The following is an 18211-nucleotide window of genomic DNA, read 5'->3' as shown; positions in this document are numbered from 1 at the left end:
TTAATAGTTTGAATATTCTAATAAAACAATATCACTGAATTATATTAATTTAAAGGCAATTCAATATATTCAGGTAATTATACATAGATAAAAGGAAATGTAAGTGTTTTATTAAGAAGTTTTAATCCTTCTTTTTACATAAATTGAAACAATTGGATATACCAAAATAGTATTATTTATCATTTTTCTTTTATAAAGGGGCTGAATTAAATCACCCTTTACTGGCTAAAAACCATCCTGCTGGAAACCGCCTCTGCTTGATGTACCAGTCATTTCCTCATTTCCCCGCTCGCTAGCTTTTTGCTCAAAAAAAAAAGCCATCTAAAGACAGCTTTAATTGGATCCTGCTATCGTTCAAGAAACTTTGAACATTTCATAGTTTTCTTTGAAGTACGAGATGATAAAATCACGGAAACCTTTTACTGAAGGAGATAATGAACAATCTTTCACCCAGGATAACCCAACGGTATAGGTAGGGTCAATATCTGCGATTTTTACGTATTTTAAGTGATATCGTCTACATACTGAAATGGGAAGCAGGGCCACACCTTGATCCAGCCTTATTATTTCTGCTAATAAATTTGAATCCACCGCAAAATTATTGATAGGGGAAAATCCAGCTCTTTCACAAAGAGCTGTCGTAAAACCACTATATTCCACATTATTGGCCAGGGAAATGAAAGGTTCATTGGCCACTTCGATGAGCGAAATCTCAGGTCTACTTGCCAGCTTATGGCTGGATGGCAAAACCAGTACGATATCTTCATCAACCAATGCACAGCTTTCTATCTCTTCATCCACTATAGGAGGACCTGCTATCCCTAAATCAATCTCCCCTTTTTTCAAGCTTGTGAGGATATCACTTTTTAATCCGATTTCTTGTTGTATTTTTGAATCAGGAAACTGGGTAATATAGTCACTGATCAACCCGGACAGGAATCTTGGATTAGAAATCGATATTTTGATGATACTTGCATTTTCCTGTTCCTTGGATTGAATTTCCGTTCTTGCATTTTCAATTTCGATAAGAATTTTGTTTACATGTTTTAAAAGGATTTTCCCAGTGGAACTTAACTCGATATTCCTCCCTTTCCGGTGAAATAAGTCAGTGCCTAATTCATCTTCAAGTCGCTTGATGGTCAGGCTTAAAGAAGGCTGGGCAATATGTAAATGTTGGGCAGCCTTAGAGATATGCTCTGTATAGGCGACCGTCTGAAAGTATTTTAATTGAAGCAGCTCCATATATTTTTTACACCCCTTTTATTTATTACAATAAATGTATTTATATATTATTATGTATTAGATTAAATGTAAAATCCGATTTAAAATAGTGTGTGCAAGGGATAGTAAAAAAATCAAGCTACTATCAAAAAATCATTAGTATCTGATCAGAAAAAGGAAGGTGTCATTCAGATGAGAAAGGATGAAGTGGTTAAGAGGTTTACGACTCCGCTGGATGCGGGAGCGTATCCTTTGGGGCCCTATCGTTTTTATAATCGCGAATACTTGAACATTTTATATAGAACCGACCATGAACAGTTAAAGAAAATTGTTCCGGAGCCATTGGAGGTCAAAGATCCGCTCGTCCGATTCGAAATAATGAAAATGCCTGATGTTACAGGGCTTGGATCCTACACGGAGTGCGGGCAGGTAATACCTGTAAGCTATGAAGGGGAGCAAGGCGATTATCTCCACGCCATGTATGTGGATAGCTTTCCAGCAATCGCATCCGGCCGCGAAATAGCCGCGTATCCCAAAAAACTGGGCAAGCCTAGTTTATATGTCGATTCCGACACCTTGGTCGGTCTCTTGGATTATGGGACTTTGAGAGTAGCTACAGCAACGATGGGGTACAAGCATTTTCCGCTTGATCATTCTGAAGCGCTTAAAGAAATAGTCAAGCCAAATTATATGCTGAAAAAGATGCCGGGATATGATGGATATCCAAGGATTTGTGAATTGGTCCGGAGCCAAATTAATGATATTAAAATACTTGGTGCCTGGTCAGGACCTGCAAGACTGGAGCTTTGCGCCCATGCTCTTGCACCAATGGCCGATCTGCCCGTCCTGGAGGTCATTTCGGCTTCTCATATCATCACGGAGCTTACATTGGCTTCACCAACGGTTATATACGATTATTTAGCTGAATAATAAGGAGGATAAAAACATGAGAATTGCAGTTTTAGGAGCAGGATCTTTAGGAACCATCGCAGGAGCATATATTGCTGCTGGAGGACAAAATGTAGAGTTGATTGACGTCTATCAAGCTCATGTTGACGCTTTAAATCAGTCAGGAGCAAAAATTACCGGCACTACAGATTTTGAAGCAAAGGTGAAAGCCATTACACCTGACAACATGTCTGGAACCTATGATTTAGTCTTGTTATTAACAAAGCAACTTTATAATGATTCAGTCCTGCAAGGCTTGCTCCCATTTTTGGGCGCCCAAAGTGTAGTGCTCTCCTTACAAAACGGTATCCCGGAAGAAAAGGTGGGTTCAATAGTCGGGCGGGAACGTGTAATTGCCGGGTCAGTTGAATTTGGCGCTACGTTTATTGAACCTGGAGTTTCAAGTCTTACCACAGAGTTCAACCACTTTAAAAAGTATGCTTTTCAAATTGGAGAATTAAACGGTCAAATAACAGATAGAATCAAGCAAGTCAAATCCATTTTAGACCTTGTGGGCGGCACCCACATTTCCGAGAACCTGGTTGGAACGAAATGGTCAAAATTATTGATCAACAATGCATTCAGTGGTTTATCCGCGGCACTTAACACCGAGTATGGCGGAGTACTTGATCATGAGGTCGGTATTGTGAGTGCGGCGCATATTGCCGACGAAACGATCAAAGTCGGCCACGCAAACGGTGTGAAATTCGCCAAAATGAATACATTCGATATTGCTTCATTAGAAATGAATAGCGAAGATGAAATGCCTGAACGTGTCAAAACACTTCGCAATTTCATGGAACCATCCAGACTGTTAAAAGCAAGCATGCTGCAGGACCTGGAAAAGGAACGCAAGACTGAAATTGATTATATAAATGGGGTCGTTCCGCGGCTGGCTGAAGGCAAAGGACTTTCTACACCTTATAACGATAGAGTTGTAAAATTGGTAAAACAAGCCGAAGAAGCACAATCAGTACCGACTTTCGAAATCAATATTCAATTTTTTGAAAACCTGAATAAACAGAAAACTGAAGATATCTGCAAGTAATCTCTCAAAATTTGACATACTAATACCACTACTCTAAAAAAGGTGTTTGATTAGTGTGGAAAAGCAAAATTTATTTAAGTTATATCAAGGTTATAGTACAATAGTTGTACTTATAACGTGCAGTTGAATTAGAAACGCATACCATTGACTTTTATCTAAGTGAATCTAGAGATAAACAAGCAGCCAAGCGCTTTATCAAGAAAGCCTTGGCTTTTTTGTATGTTTCTAAACCTCGTGTGATAAAAGTAGATAAAGGGTCCAGCCGCATGCCCATCAAGCTAATGAAACTGGTTACCTCCAATCGCTTTGAGGGAAAGATTGCTGTCATACATAAAAGTCAAGGCATCAAAAAAGTAAGACAACTATTAAGGTATCGACAGGGAAATGTAAAAAGTCATAAATGGCGGTATTAAAGAAAAGCCCTCATCGAAGAGGGCTTGAATTACTTATTTGACTAGTTTTTTTATCAACATCACTATTCTTGAAATATATTAACAGTATAATATTAACAAATATTATACCTACCAAAGAAAAAGTCCCTTGCAATAAATATCTAATATTATAAAAAGCTTCAGTTCTATCTTCTTTAGCCAATGGATATATTGATTCTAGTAGACTAGGAATCTGCAAACTTCCAATAATTATAATCAGCATTAAAATGATAACTATATGCTTTTTTTTCATTTAAACTTCCATCCTTTATTTATAGGTATATACTTTTTTATATGATACACCATAAGCTTTTTTTGACTTGCCTGTTCCTTGTTTAGACCAAGTAAAGGAATTCCATGGCATTTTATGTACATCATATAGTTTAGTTTTATATATAGGATACGCCGTTATTTTACACGTTTTAACTTTTTTTCGTTTACTGTACTAGGAACTTTATATGTACCAGAAATTGTTATACTTGTTGAACCCGTAACACTATAACCTAAAGCCCCTGATAGTGCAGCATTACTAGTACCAAAATCCGCACTAATTGTAGTAGCCACTGATTTTGTCTGACCAATATTTAATACTATTCCTACCTCACCAATAGCAGTGGCAATTCCACTAGATCCTGTTACATCAGACCCTCCTCGTACATTATTAACTTTATACTTATTAAATATAGCACGTGCGTTGGGGGTAGTGTCATTTTCGTTATCATTATTCTCTATTAATAATGATTCATCAAGAACAATTAACTCTTCAACATCTGGGTCACTTAGACAATCATTAATGATGGAGTTTTGTTTACTAACTGTCATGGAATTATCTACAGTCAACACTGTACTTTTTGTACTCTCTGAATCAATGTCATTATTAATTGATTCACTTTTCTCTTGAGCATGTCCCACGCTCGGTAAGATTCCTCCAGCTATCATAACCACTGATAAAACCATTATCATAATCCTTGATATTTTCTTAAACATCGTGCTTGCACCTTTTTTATAGTACATATGCAATGTGTATCTAACTGTTAATAGTTCATATGTATTATAAATTTAGCTTTTTATGTCACAAATGTAATGTTATACTAAATTTCCAAAAAAGAAAAGGGTTAAACAAATAATGTTTGAGTTCTTTCAATATGGTAGAATACTATTTTATATTGAACTTGATATTATTACCTCTAATTATCTCACAGCGAGTAAGGGCATTTTTAATGGAGGTACCTGTGGAGTTAATACCATAATTATTCTTTCTCCAATGTTTTTTTATTTATGCAGCAAATAATTCAGTGAAAGAAGCTTTGCCAGCCTTCTTATCTGCCGTAATCTTTTTAGCTTTCTGGAATTATTCTAATGCCGTTTCTGTGGCCTTTCCAAAGATGGAATCAAGTGATCCAGGGTTATATCCTTTCGTGTAAAGCGCTGCTTGTATTATCCAAGTAAGATTGCCTTTCGCGCCTTTTTCAAGGGTAACAATGGCTGCTTTAGTTTTAGCTCCCCATGTCCCGTCCACAACAAGTTTTTAAATTGCTTGTTAAGTTCTGTCTGTAATGCTTTCATGAGGGCTAACTTAGTTTTAGAGGGAATACTATCCACAAAGAGATTACATATCTAACGGCTGTTTAGTGTTTTTGTAATGAGTTTAAAGTTCTCAAAAAAAGTTTGATAGATTTAGTGATACATTGGTAAAAAAGAAAAAAGGAGGGTTTTTAGTGCGGTTAACGAGTGGTTTAAAATATATTTTTATTTTTCTATGTTTTTATTGTTCGCTAGCTGGATGTTCAGGTCTATCGGATTATGAAGTTGATTTACCAGGGAGTTATTCTATAGTTAGCACATCAGAGCATCAAGTTACTATTAGCCCTAAAATTAGTGAAGGTTCTTGGGACAGTGCAGCTGTACCAGTAAAAGTTGTGGAAGTTGGATGGGATAAAAATTTCATTTTAGCTAAGCAAGTTGTATTATTGGATGACCCCGAAAATACTAATAATACAGAGATTCCAGCTACGGAAAACTATCATTATTGGATAATAGATATTAAAACTGGAGTGGTAACTGGACCATTAGATGAACAAAACTTTGTTGATAAAAAATCCGAGTTAAGTATATCAAAAGATATTAAGTTGAAAAATGTAGAAGATATTCGCTGAGCAAAAATTGTATTAATGCTAAAACTAATATATGTTATATCATAATTGTATAAATGGATATAGAAGCCCCTACTCAGTAAAGTGTAAGGGCTTCTAAAATGATGATGATTGAGTGCTTGTAGAAAATATTACCGTATTATTATTTTGTGTTTAAATACTAGCAACTTTATCATGCAAATAATTTAGCAACTGTATTTTCACCTGCTTCCCCTCTACGAATAAACCCTTTTTACCTTGAAGTTTCTTCAGCGCCTTTTGGGTATTTGTCCCAAAGGTGGAATCAAGTGATCCTTCAAGATAAAGTGCAGCCTGTAGAATCCAAGTGAGATTGCCTTTTCAACCCTTTTGAACAGTGACAATGGCCGCCTTCGTCTTAGCTCCCCATTTTCCCTCCACAACAAGTTTTCTATTATATTGCTTGTTAAGTTCTGTTTTTAATGCTTAGCTAAGTGCTGACTTAGTTTTAGATCCAATTATACCGTCCAACAATGAGATTACAACCATATCGACTATTTAATGTCTTCTGAATGGAAATAATAGTGTTATCTCCTTTGCCTTTGAAGGGCTTCTTACTTACCTCAGGAGCTACTTCTTTTTTAGTTGGCTCAGCAACAATTGCTTCTGAACCTGACTTAAATTTCAAGGTTAGATTCGGTCTTTTGCCGGCCTGCAGCTGTGTAAAGGACAAGCCACCTGTCTTTTCTAAATGCGGATAATCTTTAAAGCCTTACCAATCTCCTCCCCATTCAAAGCCAAGTTCTTTCCCAATGGCAGCTACTCGTCTCCATTTCGCATTTACAGTCCACAATGCTGTTTTTCCATCATCACTAACAAGAAAATAATCAATGGCATATCCAAAATTGTGAATAGATTGTCCACGTTTCGCTTGCGTCACTTTTGGCTTGGCTAAATTGCTATAATTTTTACCATTGTAGCTATAAAGACGACTTTGACCATTTAGTGTAGCTTGTTCTTCCATTGAGCGATAACCTGAACTTTTTTGGACGTAAATCCCTTCCTTATACGCTTTTCTAATCACCTCAAGTGCAGAGGCCTTCACAACCGAATTAATCCGAACTCCCATTTTTATAACTGATCTATCCAGTAAGGTTTGTAATTTTCATATATCCTTTTCATGTTCATTCATAATAAAAAGCCACCCGGTGGGCACTCATTTTAATCCTTGATTTTTCAACACTTCTTCTTATTCCTTGGCTTTCTTGTGCAGCACTCCCTTTATTATATTTCAGGTCAAGGCCTTGTTTTACAAACACCTAAAACACATAGCGGAAAAAGAAATATTTCTATTACTAATGAGAGGATTGAAGAATTACAATCTTACAAAGTTAAGAAACAGGCACAACTTTTTAGTTTACTAATACTATTTCCTTTTTCTTATCATCATTCTCAACAGAATTATTTTTTAATATTACTAGCGTTGTACATGTTAAGAAAATCAAAAAAAACCACAATAAGTACTATTTTTCGAAAAATAAACCCCTCCTAAATTCCTGTGTTTTTATACTATTTTCTCATCTATCACCTCCTACCTACCATTTTCGATATATTATTTTGTCTTTCGACATATATTTTACTGGGAATATTAAACAAAATCAAAATTACACAAAACTAGGGTGGTTATGATAAATTTTAAAATAACACCATTACTATAAAAAAACTCACTAACCTAAGGTTTGTGAGTTTTTTTATAGTAATATTTGAATATTCACTCTTTAATCACTTGAATAAATTGTTTGTTTTCTAACTTGAAAGATTCTCCAAGTTGTTGTAGATATTTCTTTTTATCCAATTTAATATGCTTACCTAACTGATATGTTTTTAAGTTTATTACAACATCTAAATTGTTGTCTCTAGGTTTTTGTTCCTCACCATCTAAGCAGGAATAAACTTCAATTGATTCCCCTTCAGATAAGTTTTGATCTACATATTTAAATAGTTCTTTTATACTTTTTCCTGGATTTTGTAAATATCCCACTACTTCATAAACCAAAGAATGATTAAAATGCTTGTTTACTTCTTTATAGCCGTTATCCACTTCAATGACTTCAATACCTAGAGAAGTATCTTCAGTTTGATAAACACTTACTCTCTCTTTATCGTACACTCTATTTTTGTATTTCTTTCCGGGTAGTCTTACTTTATCTACCTCTATATCTGTTGCATTTAATCCAAAGCTACCCATAGGAAGTTTTTTTTCAGCAGCTATATAATGGTGTAATGTCATTATATCCCCTCCTTATATGTATTCACACTCACAGTGAAACACGAAACAAGTATATCTTAACTAAATTACATATTCAACCAATTTTTTTACAACGTTATACTGGGTCGACCTTTTAAACTTTGGATTTAAGTCAATATTTTCGACACTAAAAAGTTAAATCTTAAGCTGTATTCCTAATTCGATCTACAACGGCTCGTGGGGTTTGATAGCCAACGCTATCATTAATTCTTTTTCGGTTATACCCACCTTTAATAAATTGGAAAATCGCTAATTTAGCTGTATGACAATCTAAATATTGTACGTGGTTAATTTATTCCTTTTTTAATAGGGCTTGAAGAGATTTTTGAAAATCGGAGAAACTTCAAAAGTGGTATCAGAAAGATTAGGACACCCACAAGCCCCTTTAACATTAGACAAATATAGTCATGTTACTCAGAATATACAGGACTCCTCTGCAGAAAACTTTTCAAAAGCTCTAGAAAAAAAAGGGCATGGACCTATGAATGTGGTCATTTAACGAAAAAAGCAATGAAGAACCCCTTTTCATCAGGGTTCTCCATTGCTTTTACTTACATGACCCGTTTGAACATTTTCTCCATTTCGTAAATGGAATAGGAGATGATGATGGGCCTTCCGTGCGGGCATGTGAAGGGATCGGTCGTCCTTCTTAGTTCATCGAGCAGTGCTTGTATTTCGTCATTACGCAGATGGCGGTTTGCCTTGATGGAGGCTTTGCAGCTCATCATGATGGCTGCTTCTTCGCGCAGTTTTTTGATGTCGACCTTTTTCATCGACAGTAGTTGTTCGATCATTTCTTCCAGGATTTCCTGTTCAATCCCTTTTGGGAACCATTGCGGATGTGACCGGACAATATAGGCGTTGTAGCCAAACTCCTCTAAGTAGACGCCGACTTTTTCCAGCTCATGCTGATATTCATTTATCCTGATGCATTGGTCTGTCGAAAATTCAAGCGTGATCGGGACGAGCATATCTTGCAGCTCATTTTCGACTTGCCCGACTTTTTCTTTAAAATATTCATATTTGATCCGTTCCTGGGCGGCATGTTGATCGATGATATATAAGCCATTTTCGTTTTGGGCGAATATATATGTTCCATGCATCTGCCCAATTGGATACATCGGCGGGACCCGGCTTGCCGATTCGTCCTCTTCGACTTCTTCCTCTAGCTCGACTGTGTAGGTGGTATACTTTTCAGCCGATTCGTAATATGGTTTGCTTTCTCCCTCTGGCAATACCGGGATATAGACGTCGGCCATTTGCTGCTGTTCCTCATTGCTGTAGATCAATTCCTTGATTGGTTCTAGATTGAAATCCGAAATGAAAGCCTCATGATTCTTTTGTTCCTGCTTTTCACGGATCAATGTATCCTTCAAAAGTGACGCTTCTTTCTTCGCTTCTTCAAGAACACGCTTGCCGCTCTCCACGACATGGTCCAAATCCAGCGTTGTTTGCTCACTCTTTGCCTGTTCCGGCTTAGGGGCAGGCGGTGCATACCCGCTTGGAATGAGGGATAGCTTCTTAAACGCAGATTTGATCGTTTCCGATACTAAACTGTACAGTTCCTGTTCCTTGCTGAGCCTTACCTCCATTTTTGATGGATGGACGTTGACGTCGACAAGTATCGGATCCATTTCAATATTCAGCAAGGCAATCGGAAAGCGGCCAATCGGCAGAAGCGTATGATATCCATCAAGGATGGCCTTCACAAGTGCATAGTTTTTGATGAAACGGCCGTTTATCATGGTTGAAATATAATTCCTTGAAGCCCGGGTGATCTCAGGCATCACGATATAGCCAGATATCGTGAAATCCAGTGAGCTTGCTTGAACAGGGATCATCTTTTTGGCAATATTCATACCATAGATGGCCGCCAGCACCTGCCTGACATCACCGTTACCATTCGTATGCAGGATACGCTTTTCATTGTGTGATAATCGTATCGAAACATCCGGGTGCGAAAGGGCGAGCCTATTGGCGACATCGGTGATATTTCCAAGCTCTGTATGAATGGTTTTCATATATTTCAATCTTGCAGGTGTATTGTAAAATAGATCGGAAACGAGGATATCCGTTCCTTTACGGCTCGACGAAGCTTCAAGTTCACTGACCATGCCGCCTTCGAGAAGGATGCGCGTACCTGCCCCATCGCCTGTGCTTGTTTTCATTTCGAAGCGGGAAACGGAAGCGATACTTGGCATCGCTTCACCGCGGAAACCTAGCGTTCGAATTCGGAACAAGTCATTTTCATCCTTTATTTTACTTGTGGCGTGCCGTTTGAATGCTGCCTCTACATCATCAGCCAAAATCCCATCGCCGTTATCCACAATCCGAATCGAGCCAAGTCCCGCCTCGATCAATTCAATTTCAATGATTGTGCTGTTTGCATCAATGGCGTTTTCAACCAGTTCCTTTACGACTGAGGCAGGGCGTTCTACAACTTCGCCGGCTGCGATTTTATTCGATAAAGACTCGTCCAGCTGTATGATTTTTCCCATTTCCATCGCCTCGCTTTATTTCATTTAAGTTTCTTCTGCAATTTATAAAGGATATTCATCGCCTCCAGCGGCGTCATTTCAAGAATATCAAGAGATTTAATATCATCCAGCACCTTTTTTTCCTTAGGTGAGGAGGTCGCTTTTCCTCTAGGAGCCTCTTCGCCAAAGAAGGAAAGCTGTGCCTCATCGGCAGATTCCGGAACCACTTCGGCAATAGGGGCTTTTACCAGATCAACCGGCTGTTCAGGCATGGCCTTTGCTTGTCCATTTTCCTCCTCCAAATGTGCTAATATGGCTGCCGCCCGCTCAATTAACGGCTTCGGTAAATCAGCAAGCTTGGCAACATGGATTCCGTAGCTTTTATCCGCTGGCCCTTCTTTGATTTTATGAAGGAAAACGACGTTTCCGTTCTGCTCAATAGCACTGACATGGATATTACTTAACTTAGGCAATTCCGATGCCAGGATAGTCAATTCGTGATAATGCGTTGAAAAAAGGGTCTTTGCCCCAATTTCCTCATGTATATATTCAATGATGGCCTGAGCAAGTGCCATCCCATCATAAGTGGATGTACCCCGCCCGATCTCATCAAATAATATCAAGCTATTTTCGGTTGCATTCATAATCGCATTTCTCGCTTCAAGCATCTCGACCATGAATGTACTCTGACCTGAAATCAAATCATCTGCCGCGCCGATCCGGGTAAACACTTTATCAAAAATAGGCAATTCGGCTATGCTTGCCGAAACGAAGCAGCCGATTTGCGCCAAAATCGATGTCAGCGCAACCTGACGCATATATGTGCTTTTCCCCGACATATTCGGGCCTGTTATCAGAAGCAGCTCCCGCTCACCATCCATCATGCAGTCATTGGGGACATACTCCTGTGATTGGAGCACTTTCTCCACTACCGGATGACGTCCTTCCTTCAAAACGATTCTCCGGCTATCCGAAAAGACAGGCTTCACATAATGACGTTCTTCACTGATCGTCGCAAAGCATTGAAGGACATCCAGTTCACTGACGCCTTTGGCTAACTCCTGTAAACGGGGGATATAGCTTTTGACCTCTTCACGCAGATTGAGGAATAAGTCATATTCCAGACCAATGCTCTTTTCTTCTGCTTGTAAAATCAAAGCTTCCTTTTCTTTTAATTCAGGGGTAATATAGCGTTCAGCATTCGTTAACGTTTGCTTCCGTTCATAGCGCCCTTCTTCAAGCAAATGCAAATTGGCCCGTGTGACTTCGATATAATAGCCAAACACACGATTATAACCGATCTTCAATGATTTGATTCCAGTGCGTTCGCGCTCTTGGCGTTCCAGCTGGGCAATCCACGTTTTTCCGTTTCGGCTGGCATCCCTGTATGTATCCAGCTCCTCATGGAAACCGTCCTGGATGATATTCCCTTCCTTTACGGACAACGGGGGATTTTCAACCAACGCAGTTTCCAGCAGATCCGTCACTTCTTCACACGGATCCAATTTCCCGGCAAGAACCGATATTTCCTGATTGGAGGCCATCGACTTGACAATTTCACGGATGATTGGAACTTGTTGCAAAGAGCGTTTCAACTGAATCAGGTCCCTTGCATTTACATTACCAAAAGCGACCCTTCCGGCAAGCCGCTCCAGGTCGTAGACTTCCTTCAGTCGTTCACGTAAATCCTGCCGTTCGAAGTATTGATTTTTCAAGGTTTCAACAAGGCTCTGCCTCCGCTCGATCTGTTTTTTATTAATGAGCGGCCTGTCAATCCATTGTTTCAGCAGCCTTCCGCCCATCGCCGTTTTCGTCTCATCAAGCAGCCATAATAGTGAACCCTTCTTTCCTTTGGAACGGATGGTTTCAGTCAATTCCAAATTCCGTTTACTATAATAATCGATTTTCATATATTGTGACGTCTCATAAGCCAGTACTGGCTGTAAATGATCCAGGCTGCGCTTTTGTGTACGGTATAAGTAATTCAACAAACGGGAGGTGGTTGCAGCTTGTTTTGGGTCTTTCAATTGCTGCAGCAAGGAAAGGAACGACTCGCTTTCGATCAGGTTATTCTCGATCGATAGGGCCGCGGCTCCCCGTTCTTGCAGCTTTTTTTTCCATTCTTCATTGAAATCATCTGCAATGACCACTTCGCTCGCACCAAGTATCGCGAATTCATTGAGAACTTCGTCGAAACTCTCAATCAAAGTGACCTTATTTTCCCCTGTCGAAAGATCATTGTATCCAAATCCGAATGGACCATCAGGAAAAGAAGTGATGGTGGCAATATAGTTATTTTCCTTTTCACGAAGGCCTTTGCTATCCATTTTCGTTCCCGGTGTAATCAGCTGGACCACTTCCCTGCGGACTACACCTTTTGCTTGTTTTGGATCTTCCGTCTGTTCACATATAGCTACTTTGAATCCTTTTTCTATCAAGATATCAATATAGTTAGCAGCCGAGTGATATGGAATGCCGCACATCGGAATTCGGTCTTCACTTCCGCCTTCCCGGCTCGTCAATGTGATTTCAAGCTCCTGGGAGGCATTCAATGCATCATCAAAAAACATCTCATAAAAATCGCCTAAACGAAAAAATAAAAAGGCATCTTGATACTCTGCCTTAATTTTTAAATATTGCTGTATCATCGGAGTATATCCAGCCATTCCTTCAAAACCTTTCCAAACTATAATCTATTTTCTCATTCATATCCTTCATTATAACATACGAGAAAGCAACATTGCCTGTATTCAAAATTGCATGGAAACTCGATCCGCAGTGAAAATAACGGGACATGTCGGCCAACTCTGGGATGGACTCGTCCCGATCCAAAATAAATAAAACCGGATGAAAATGTGTCATCCGGTAGTTACTTTCTATATTTTATTCGTCTTCGAATTCATCTAGGAAATCCGGATCTAAATCTTCGAATTCCTCATCATCGAAATCACAGCCCCAGTCATCTTCACAGCGGCCATCTGGACTAACGGCGACACAAATTTTCGTTTCGCCGACGACCTCCACAAAGAATTCCCTTTCCACGTGAACAATGATTTTTTGTCCGCATGGCGAGATGCAAGCTTCTAAGCAATTCGGCTGTTGGACAGCTTTTGCAACGATTTCATGGTCATCAAGGCAATCGGGATCACGGTATTTCAGCGAAATCACGTCGGTATATTGCACCTTTTCAGTGACAACTTCCGTTTTTGAATTATGGTTATAGGAATACCAAACGTTGATTTCGTAGCTGCCGTGAATTTCTACCTTTTTGCCGACTTTCTTGGCATCGTATTTATGGTTGATGATCCAACAACCTAGAATGCTAGAAGGATGATGAGCCGGGCAAATGGTGTGAGAGGACTTTGTGAATTTACGTCCCTTTGCCACCACCGCTTTAGTAATTATCTCTCTATATTGTGACATGCTAGCGAACCCTCCTCATACAGTTTCCATTCATCCTATGCGTGGTAAAAGTCTAGTGTGCGTAGAATTTTTTTTGTTTGAAAACTGCTGTAATGTTTTAAACCTAGGTTATTTTATGCGCATGTTTTGGGATATGTGTCACGAATGGGCGCTGTATAAGGATTTCCGGGTGTTAAAAAAGCCCTTCTATTTATCAGAAGGGCTTTTTGATATTCATGAACAGCTTCCGCCGCCAGCTTGTACGTGTGAACCTGTTTCGCCGCGAAGGATGTCGCCTTCAGTAGCTTCAATGATCAGGTCCGTTACCTTATTCGATACTTGTGACGAAACCATTTGCAATAGATCATTTACATCAACTTGAGATTGTTTGAATTGCTGGACGATAGGAAGCTCATCCAATTGTTTTTCCAGTGCATCGATTTTGGTCTGAACTTGGTTATACGCCTTATCCTTGCCATAATGCTGGAAATTGACCGCCTGTTTTTGCAAACTTTTAATACTGGCAATCATCTCGCGGATTTTTTGATTTTCATTGATGTGAGCTTCTGCCCGTTTAAAGAAATCGACTTCTTCCGTGCTGGCAATCATTTCTGCAAGCTCTGCCGCTTTTGTCAGAATGTCATCTTTAGTATATTTCGTCATCTTACTCCACCTCGATTGCCGCTGCTTCTTCAACCATATCTCCGTTTAGTGACCATGTTTTCGTTCCAGTGATTTTCACTTTCACGATTTGACCGATGGAAGATTTTGGTCCTTTGAAGTTCACGAGCTTATTTTTCGTTGTATAACCTGCTAATACTTCCGCATTCTTCTTGCTTTCACCCTCTACCAGCACTTCAACAACTTGCCCGTCATACTCTTTCATTTTCAAGGCGCACGTGTCATTAACGAGGGCATTCAAGCGCTGCAGGCGCTCCTTTTTCACTTCCATAGGTACGTTATCCTGCATTTTAGCAGCCGGTGTCCCTTCACGTGGCGAATAAATGTAAGTATATGCTGCATCAAACCCGACTTCGCGATATAAAGACATCGTTTCTTCAAAGTGCTCTTCCGTTTCATTCGGATAGCCTACAATGATATCAGTCGTTAATGATGCACTCGGAATGGCTTCCTTAATCTTCTTTACTAGCTCCAAATACTGTTCCCGTGTATATTTGCGAGCCATGATTTTTAGTGTGTCGGTACTTCCCGATTGAACAGGAAGGTGAATATGATCGACAAGATTGCCGCCTTTAGCGAGAACTTCAATCAAGTGATCATCAAAGTCTCGGGGATGACTCGTCGTGAAACGAATTCTCGGAATGTCGATTTTGCGGATTTCATCCATCAAATCACCAAAACGATATTCAATATCGGTAAAATCTTTCCCATATGCGTTGACATTCTGTCCGAGTAACGTAATTTCTTTGTAGCCCTGAGCGGCAAGATGACGTACTTCCTGGATGATATCTTCCGGTCTGCGGCTTCTTTCTTTCCCTCTTGTATAAGGTACGATGCAATATGTACAAAACTTGTCACAGCCATACATGATATTGACCCATGCCTTCGTTTTTCCTTTTCGTATCTTTGGAAGGTTTTCAATTACATCGCCTTCTTTGGACCAAACCTCAATGACCATTTCCTTGGAAAGATAAGCTTCATTAAGAATTTGCGGCAGACGGTGGATATTATGGGTTCCGAAGATCATATCCACAAAGTGGTGCTTTTCAAGAATCCGCTTGACGACTGATTCTTCCTGGGACATACAGCCGCATACACCAAGCAATAAGTCCGGCTTTTCCAACTTCAATGATTTCAGATGTCCCAACTCACCAAATACTTTATTCTCTGCGCCTTCCCTGATCGCACATGTGTTAAGTAAAATGACATTAGCATCATCGACCGTGTTTGTCGGCTGATAGCCAAGTGCCGTAAAAATGCCCGCCATAACTTCCGTATCATGTTCGTTCATTTGGCAGCCATATGTACGAATATAGAATTTTTTGCCTTCTCCCATTCCGCGGAATGCTTCTGGAATTGCAAAATCATCATGATATTCCACTTCTTCTTTCCCGCGCTTTTTCGCATCTTTTAAAGAAGGCGGAATATAAACCGCTTGAAAGTATTTGCTGTAATCCTTATCGGATTTTTTGTCCGCTGGATTTTCAGCATTCACTTGCTGTGATTCTAATCTTTGTTTCTCGTTCATGGTTATTCTCCTTTCAAAATAGTTAGTTTATTTCTATTACCAACTATTACAACACCTATCTTGCTACAAACGCTTTTATGCAGCTTTCATTTTTGAAATTACCAGTCATGGTACGTTTTTTAGTGTGATATACCCACATTAACTTAGTATAAAGCTTTTAAGAACAAGAAACAATCATTCTGTCATGTCCTCCGCAATTGTAAGGAATATTTAACATTCAAGGTAATTTAAGAACACAAAGGAGGAAGCCTAATTCCTAACATTTTGAAAATAGAGGAAAACGCCATTCCTCGAATTTATCCCTTTTACTCTCGCTTCTGAAGCTTTTCTCGTGAGTTTGGGCTTTACTCGCCAATTTGGGCCTTTTACTCGCGAGTTTGGCCGCTTTTCTCGCCAATTCGGGCCTTTTACTCGCGAGTTTGTGCCGTTTCTATATGAATTCTTTTATCTCTTAGGGAATCAGGAGTACCTTGCCACATTGACCTTTTATCATCAAATCAAAGCCCTTTTCAAAGTCGCTTAATGAGAAGCGGTGCGTAATCATCGGTTTTACATCCACTTTCCCGCTTCCTAGCAAACTTGACACCTGCTGCCAGGTTGAGAACATTTTCCTGCCGGTGATTCCTTGGACAGTAAGGCCCTTGAAGACAATATCCTCGGTTATATTGAGCATGACGGGCTGCGCTGGCAAACTTAGGATGGATACCCTTCCACCATTTGTCACCATCTTAAACCCTTGATCGATTGCTGCTGGATTGCCGCTCATTTCACAAACCACATCCACCCCGTCCGTATTTGTAAGCCGTTGGATGATCTCCAAAGGGTCATCCTTATTCGATTGAATGAGGTGGGTAGCTCCCATCTTTTTTGCAAGCTGAAGGCGATATTCATTTATATCAAGAGCGATCACTTTGTCAGCTCCCGCGGCCTTTGCCACGGCCACTGCCATCAGCCCAATCGGTCCACAACCAATGATGGCTACCGTTTTGCCAAGTACATCGCCAGCAAGCACGGAATGGACAGCATTCCCCATCGGTTCTTGGATGGTAGCAATGTCGGTGGGCATATCGATTGGATTTTTCCATAGGTTCTTGGCCGGCAGCGCCACATACTCCGAAAAGCACCCATGTGTATCGACACCGATTATGCTTGTATGTTTACAAATATGAAACTGCCCCGTTAAACATTGCCGGCATCTACCGCAAACAATATGTGTTTCTGCAGAAACAGAATCACCAACTGATACATTGGCCACATTTGCTCCTACTGCCACTACTTCCCCAGAAAATTCATGTCCGAATACATATGGCGGTTTCACTCTTCCCTGTGACCATTTATCCCAAGTGTATATATGGATGTCCGTTCCGCAGATTGAAGCCATGTTTACCCGAATCAAAACCTCGTCCTCACGAAATTCAGGAATATCGACAACCTGCAGTTGTGCTCCATAACCTCGGTGATGTTTGACAACTGCATTCATTTTACCTCTCAACATGTACATTCCCCCTGAAATAGGGCTGTTTCTTTCATCATCCTTAATATGTAAATGTATGAAATACTACTCTAAAAAATACCATAATCGCTTGTGTACCAGCCTTCATTGGATTTAGGGGGCATACGTACATTTTTATTAAATGGGTCATGTTTCTATAGCATCTTGTCCGCTATTGAATAAGATATCTTGTACAACAAAAAAACAAACCAAGGAGTGACTTATATGTCATGTAACAATAATCACCACCATAATAACAACAACAATAACGATAACGATCGGATTGCAGACGATTTTTGTCGTGCGGTGAAAGGTTGTCAAAAACGCGACAACGATCGTGATCGGGACCGCGATAATGACCGTGATTGTAACCGCGTGCAGCACCATCATCACCATCACAACAACAACAACAACAACAACAACAACAATAACAATAACAACTGTTGTTGTAGAAGAAATCGTTGCAATTTCTTCTCATTCGGCTGCGGATGTAATCGTAACTTTTGGTAAGCTAAACCTGAGAGGATGAGGAAACCCTCTTGTAACAGCTTTTCAATAGAACAC

Annotated in this window: 16 protein-coding genes and 1 pseudogene; 4 read left to right on the top strand and 13 right to left on the bottom strand. The window is 39.7% G+C overall.

The genetic code is table 11. From position 1 onward, the window contains the following. Nucleotides 1–354 precede the first annotated feature (354 nt). Nucleotides 355–1242, bottom strand: a complete 888-nt coding sequence (locus tag CVN76_RS29870; RefSeq protein WP_100534160.1) for a LysR family transcriptional regulator — start codon at nt 1240–1242, stop codon at nt 355–357. Between the two features lie 165 nt (nt 1243–1407). On the opposite strand from CVN76_RS29870, the gene CVN76_RS29865 reads away from it, so the two are divergent. From CVN76_RS29865 to CVN76_RS32520, 3 genes and pseudogenes are all read left to right on the top strand, one after another. Further along, entirely contained in the window at nt 1408–2151 is a 744-nt protein-coding gene (locus CVN76_RS29865) for an acetoacetate decarboxylase (RefSeq protein WP_442857621.1), read from the top strand. Between the two features lie 16 nt (nt 2152–2167). Further along, entirely contained in the window at nt 2168–3217 is a 1050-nt protein-coding gene (locus tag CVN76_RS29860) for a ketopantoate reductase family protein (RefSeq protein ID WP_100534158.1), read from the top strand. A 116-nt stretch (nt 3218–3333) separates the two neighbouring features. Next, nucleotides 3334–3507: pseudogene (locus tag CVN76_RS32520) on the top strand (DDE-type integrase/transposase/recombinase); the annotation flags it as partial. 133 nt (nt 3508–3640) lie between these two features. On the opposite strand, the gene CVN76_RS29850 reads toward CVN76_RS32520, so the two are convergent. Both CVN76_RS29850 and CVN76_RS29845 read right to left on the bottom strand, forming a co-directional pair. After that, a complete protein-coding gene (locus CVN76_RS29850) occupies nt 3641–3901 on the bottom strand; it encodes a hypothetical protein (RefSeq protein ID WP_100534156.1) in 261 nt (86 codons plus the stop codon). Between the two features lie 155 nt (nt 3902–4056). Next, on the bottom strand, nt 4057–4635 hold the full coding sequence (locus CVN76_RS29845) for a hypothetical protein (RefSeq protein ID WP_100534155.1): 579 nt from the start codon (nt 4633–4635) through the stop codon (nt 4057–4059). A gap of 731 nt (nt 4636–5366) precedes the next feature. Between CVN76_RS29845 and CVN76_RS29840 the strand changes: the two genes are divergently transcribed. Then, nucleotides 5367–5804 (top strand): DUF3997 domain-containing protein, encoded by a 438-nt coding sequence (locus CVN76_RS29840; protein WP_157805836.1) that lies wholly within the window; start codon nt 5367–5369, stop codon nt 5802–5804. Between the two features lie 150 nt (nt 5805–5954). On the opposite strand, the gene CVN76_RS32515 is transcribed toward CVN76_RS29840, so the two are convergent. The 10 genes from CVN76_RS32515 to CVN76_RS31335 form a co-directional block, all read right to left on the bottom strand. Continuing rightward, nucleotides 5955–6122, bottom strand: a complete 168-nt coding sequence (locus CVN76_RS32515) for a peptidoglycan-binding protein (protein WP_100534241.1) — start codon at nt 6120–6122, stop codon at nt 5955–5957. A 409-nt stretch (nt 6123–6531) separates the two neighbouring features. Continuing rightward, nucleotides 6532–6888 carry a M15 family metallopeptidase gene (locus CVN76_RS32025; RefSeq protein ID WP_232732507.1) on the bottom strand — a complete coding sequence of 119 codons (357 nt, stop codon included), beginning with the start codon at nt 6886–6888 and terminating at the stop codon, nt 6532–6534. Between the two features lie 642 nt (nt 6889–7530). Continuing rightward, entirely contained in the window at nt 7531–8049 is a 519-nt protein-coding gene (locus CVN76_RS29825; RefSeq protein WP_100534153.1) for a hypothetical protein, read from the bottom strand. A 569-nt stretch (nt 8050–8618) separates the two neighbouring features. Continuing rightward, nucleotides 8619–10565, bottom strand: coding sequence for a DNA mismatch repair endonuclease MutL (gene mutL, locus CVN76_RS29820; RefSeq protein WP_100534152.1), 1947 nt, complete (start codon nt 10563–10565; stop codon nt 8619–8621). A 20-nt stretch (nt 10566–10585) separates the two neighbouring features. Further along, complete coding sequence (gene mutS / locus CVN76_RS29815; RefSeq protein ID WP_100534151.1) at nt 10586–13210, bottom strand: DNA mismatch repair protein MutS; 2625 nt, start codon at nt 13208–13210, stop codon at nt 10586–10588. Nucleotides 13211–13427: 217 nt separating this feature from the next. Further along, nucleotides 13428–13967 carry an outer spore coat protein CotE gene (locus CVN76_RS29810; RefSeq protein WP_061144692.1) on the bottom strand — a complete coding sequence of 180 codons (540 nt, stop codon included), beginning with the start codon at nt 13965–13967 and terminating at the stop codon, nt 13428–13430. 213 nt (nt 13968–14180) lie between these two features. Then, nucleotides 14181–14609 carry a RicAFT regulatory complex protein RicA family protein gene (locus tag CVN76_RS29805; RefSeq protein WP_100534150.1) on the bottom strand — a complete coding sequence of 143 codons (429 nt, stop codon included), beginning with the start codon at nt 14607–14609 and terminating at the stop codon, nt 14181–14183. A 1-nt stretch (nt 14610) separates the two neighbouring features. After that, the gene (gene miaB / locus CVN76_RS29800; RefSeq protein ID WP_100534149.1) at nt 14611–16155 is read right to left on the bottom strand and encodes a tRNA (N6-isopentenyl adenosine(37)-C2)-methylthiotransferase MiaB; all 1545 of its coding nucleotides are present in this window, start codon (nt 16153–16155) and stop codon (nt 14611–14613) included. Between the two features lie 451 nt (nt 16156–16606). Beyond that, a complete protein-coding gene (tdh, locus tag CVN76_RS29795) occupies nt 16607–17647 on the bottom strand; it encodes an L-threonine 3-dehydrogenase (RefSeq protein ID WP_442857620.1) in 1041 nt (346 codons plus the stop codon). A 228-nt stretch (nt 17648–17875) separates the two neighbouring features. Continuing rightward, entirely contained in the window at nt 17876–18037 is a 162-nt protein-coding gene (locus CVN76_RS31335; protein WP_157805835.1) for a hypothetical protein, read from the bottom strand. Between the last annotated feature and the right edge of the window lie 174 nt (nt 18038–18211).

The sequence above is a fragment of the Bacillus sp. mrc49 genome (genome assembly GCF_002803435.1).
The sequence above is the reverse complement of the archived record's forward strand: the minus strand, read 5'-3'. Positions and strand labels throughout refer to the sequence as shown.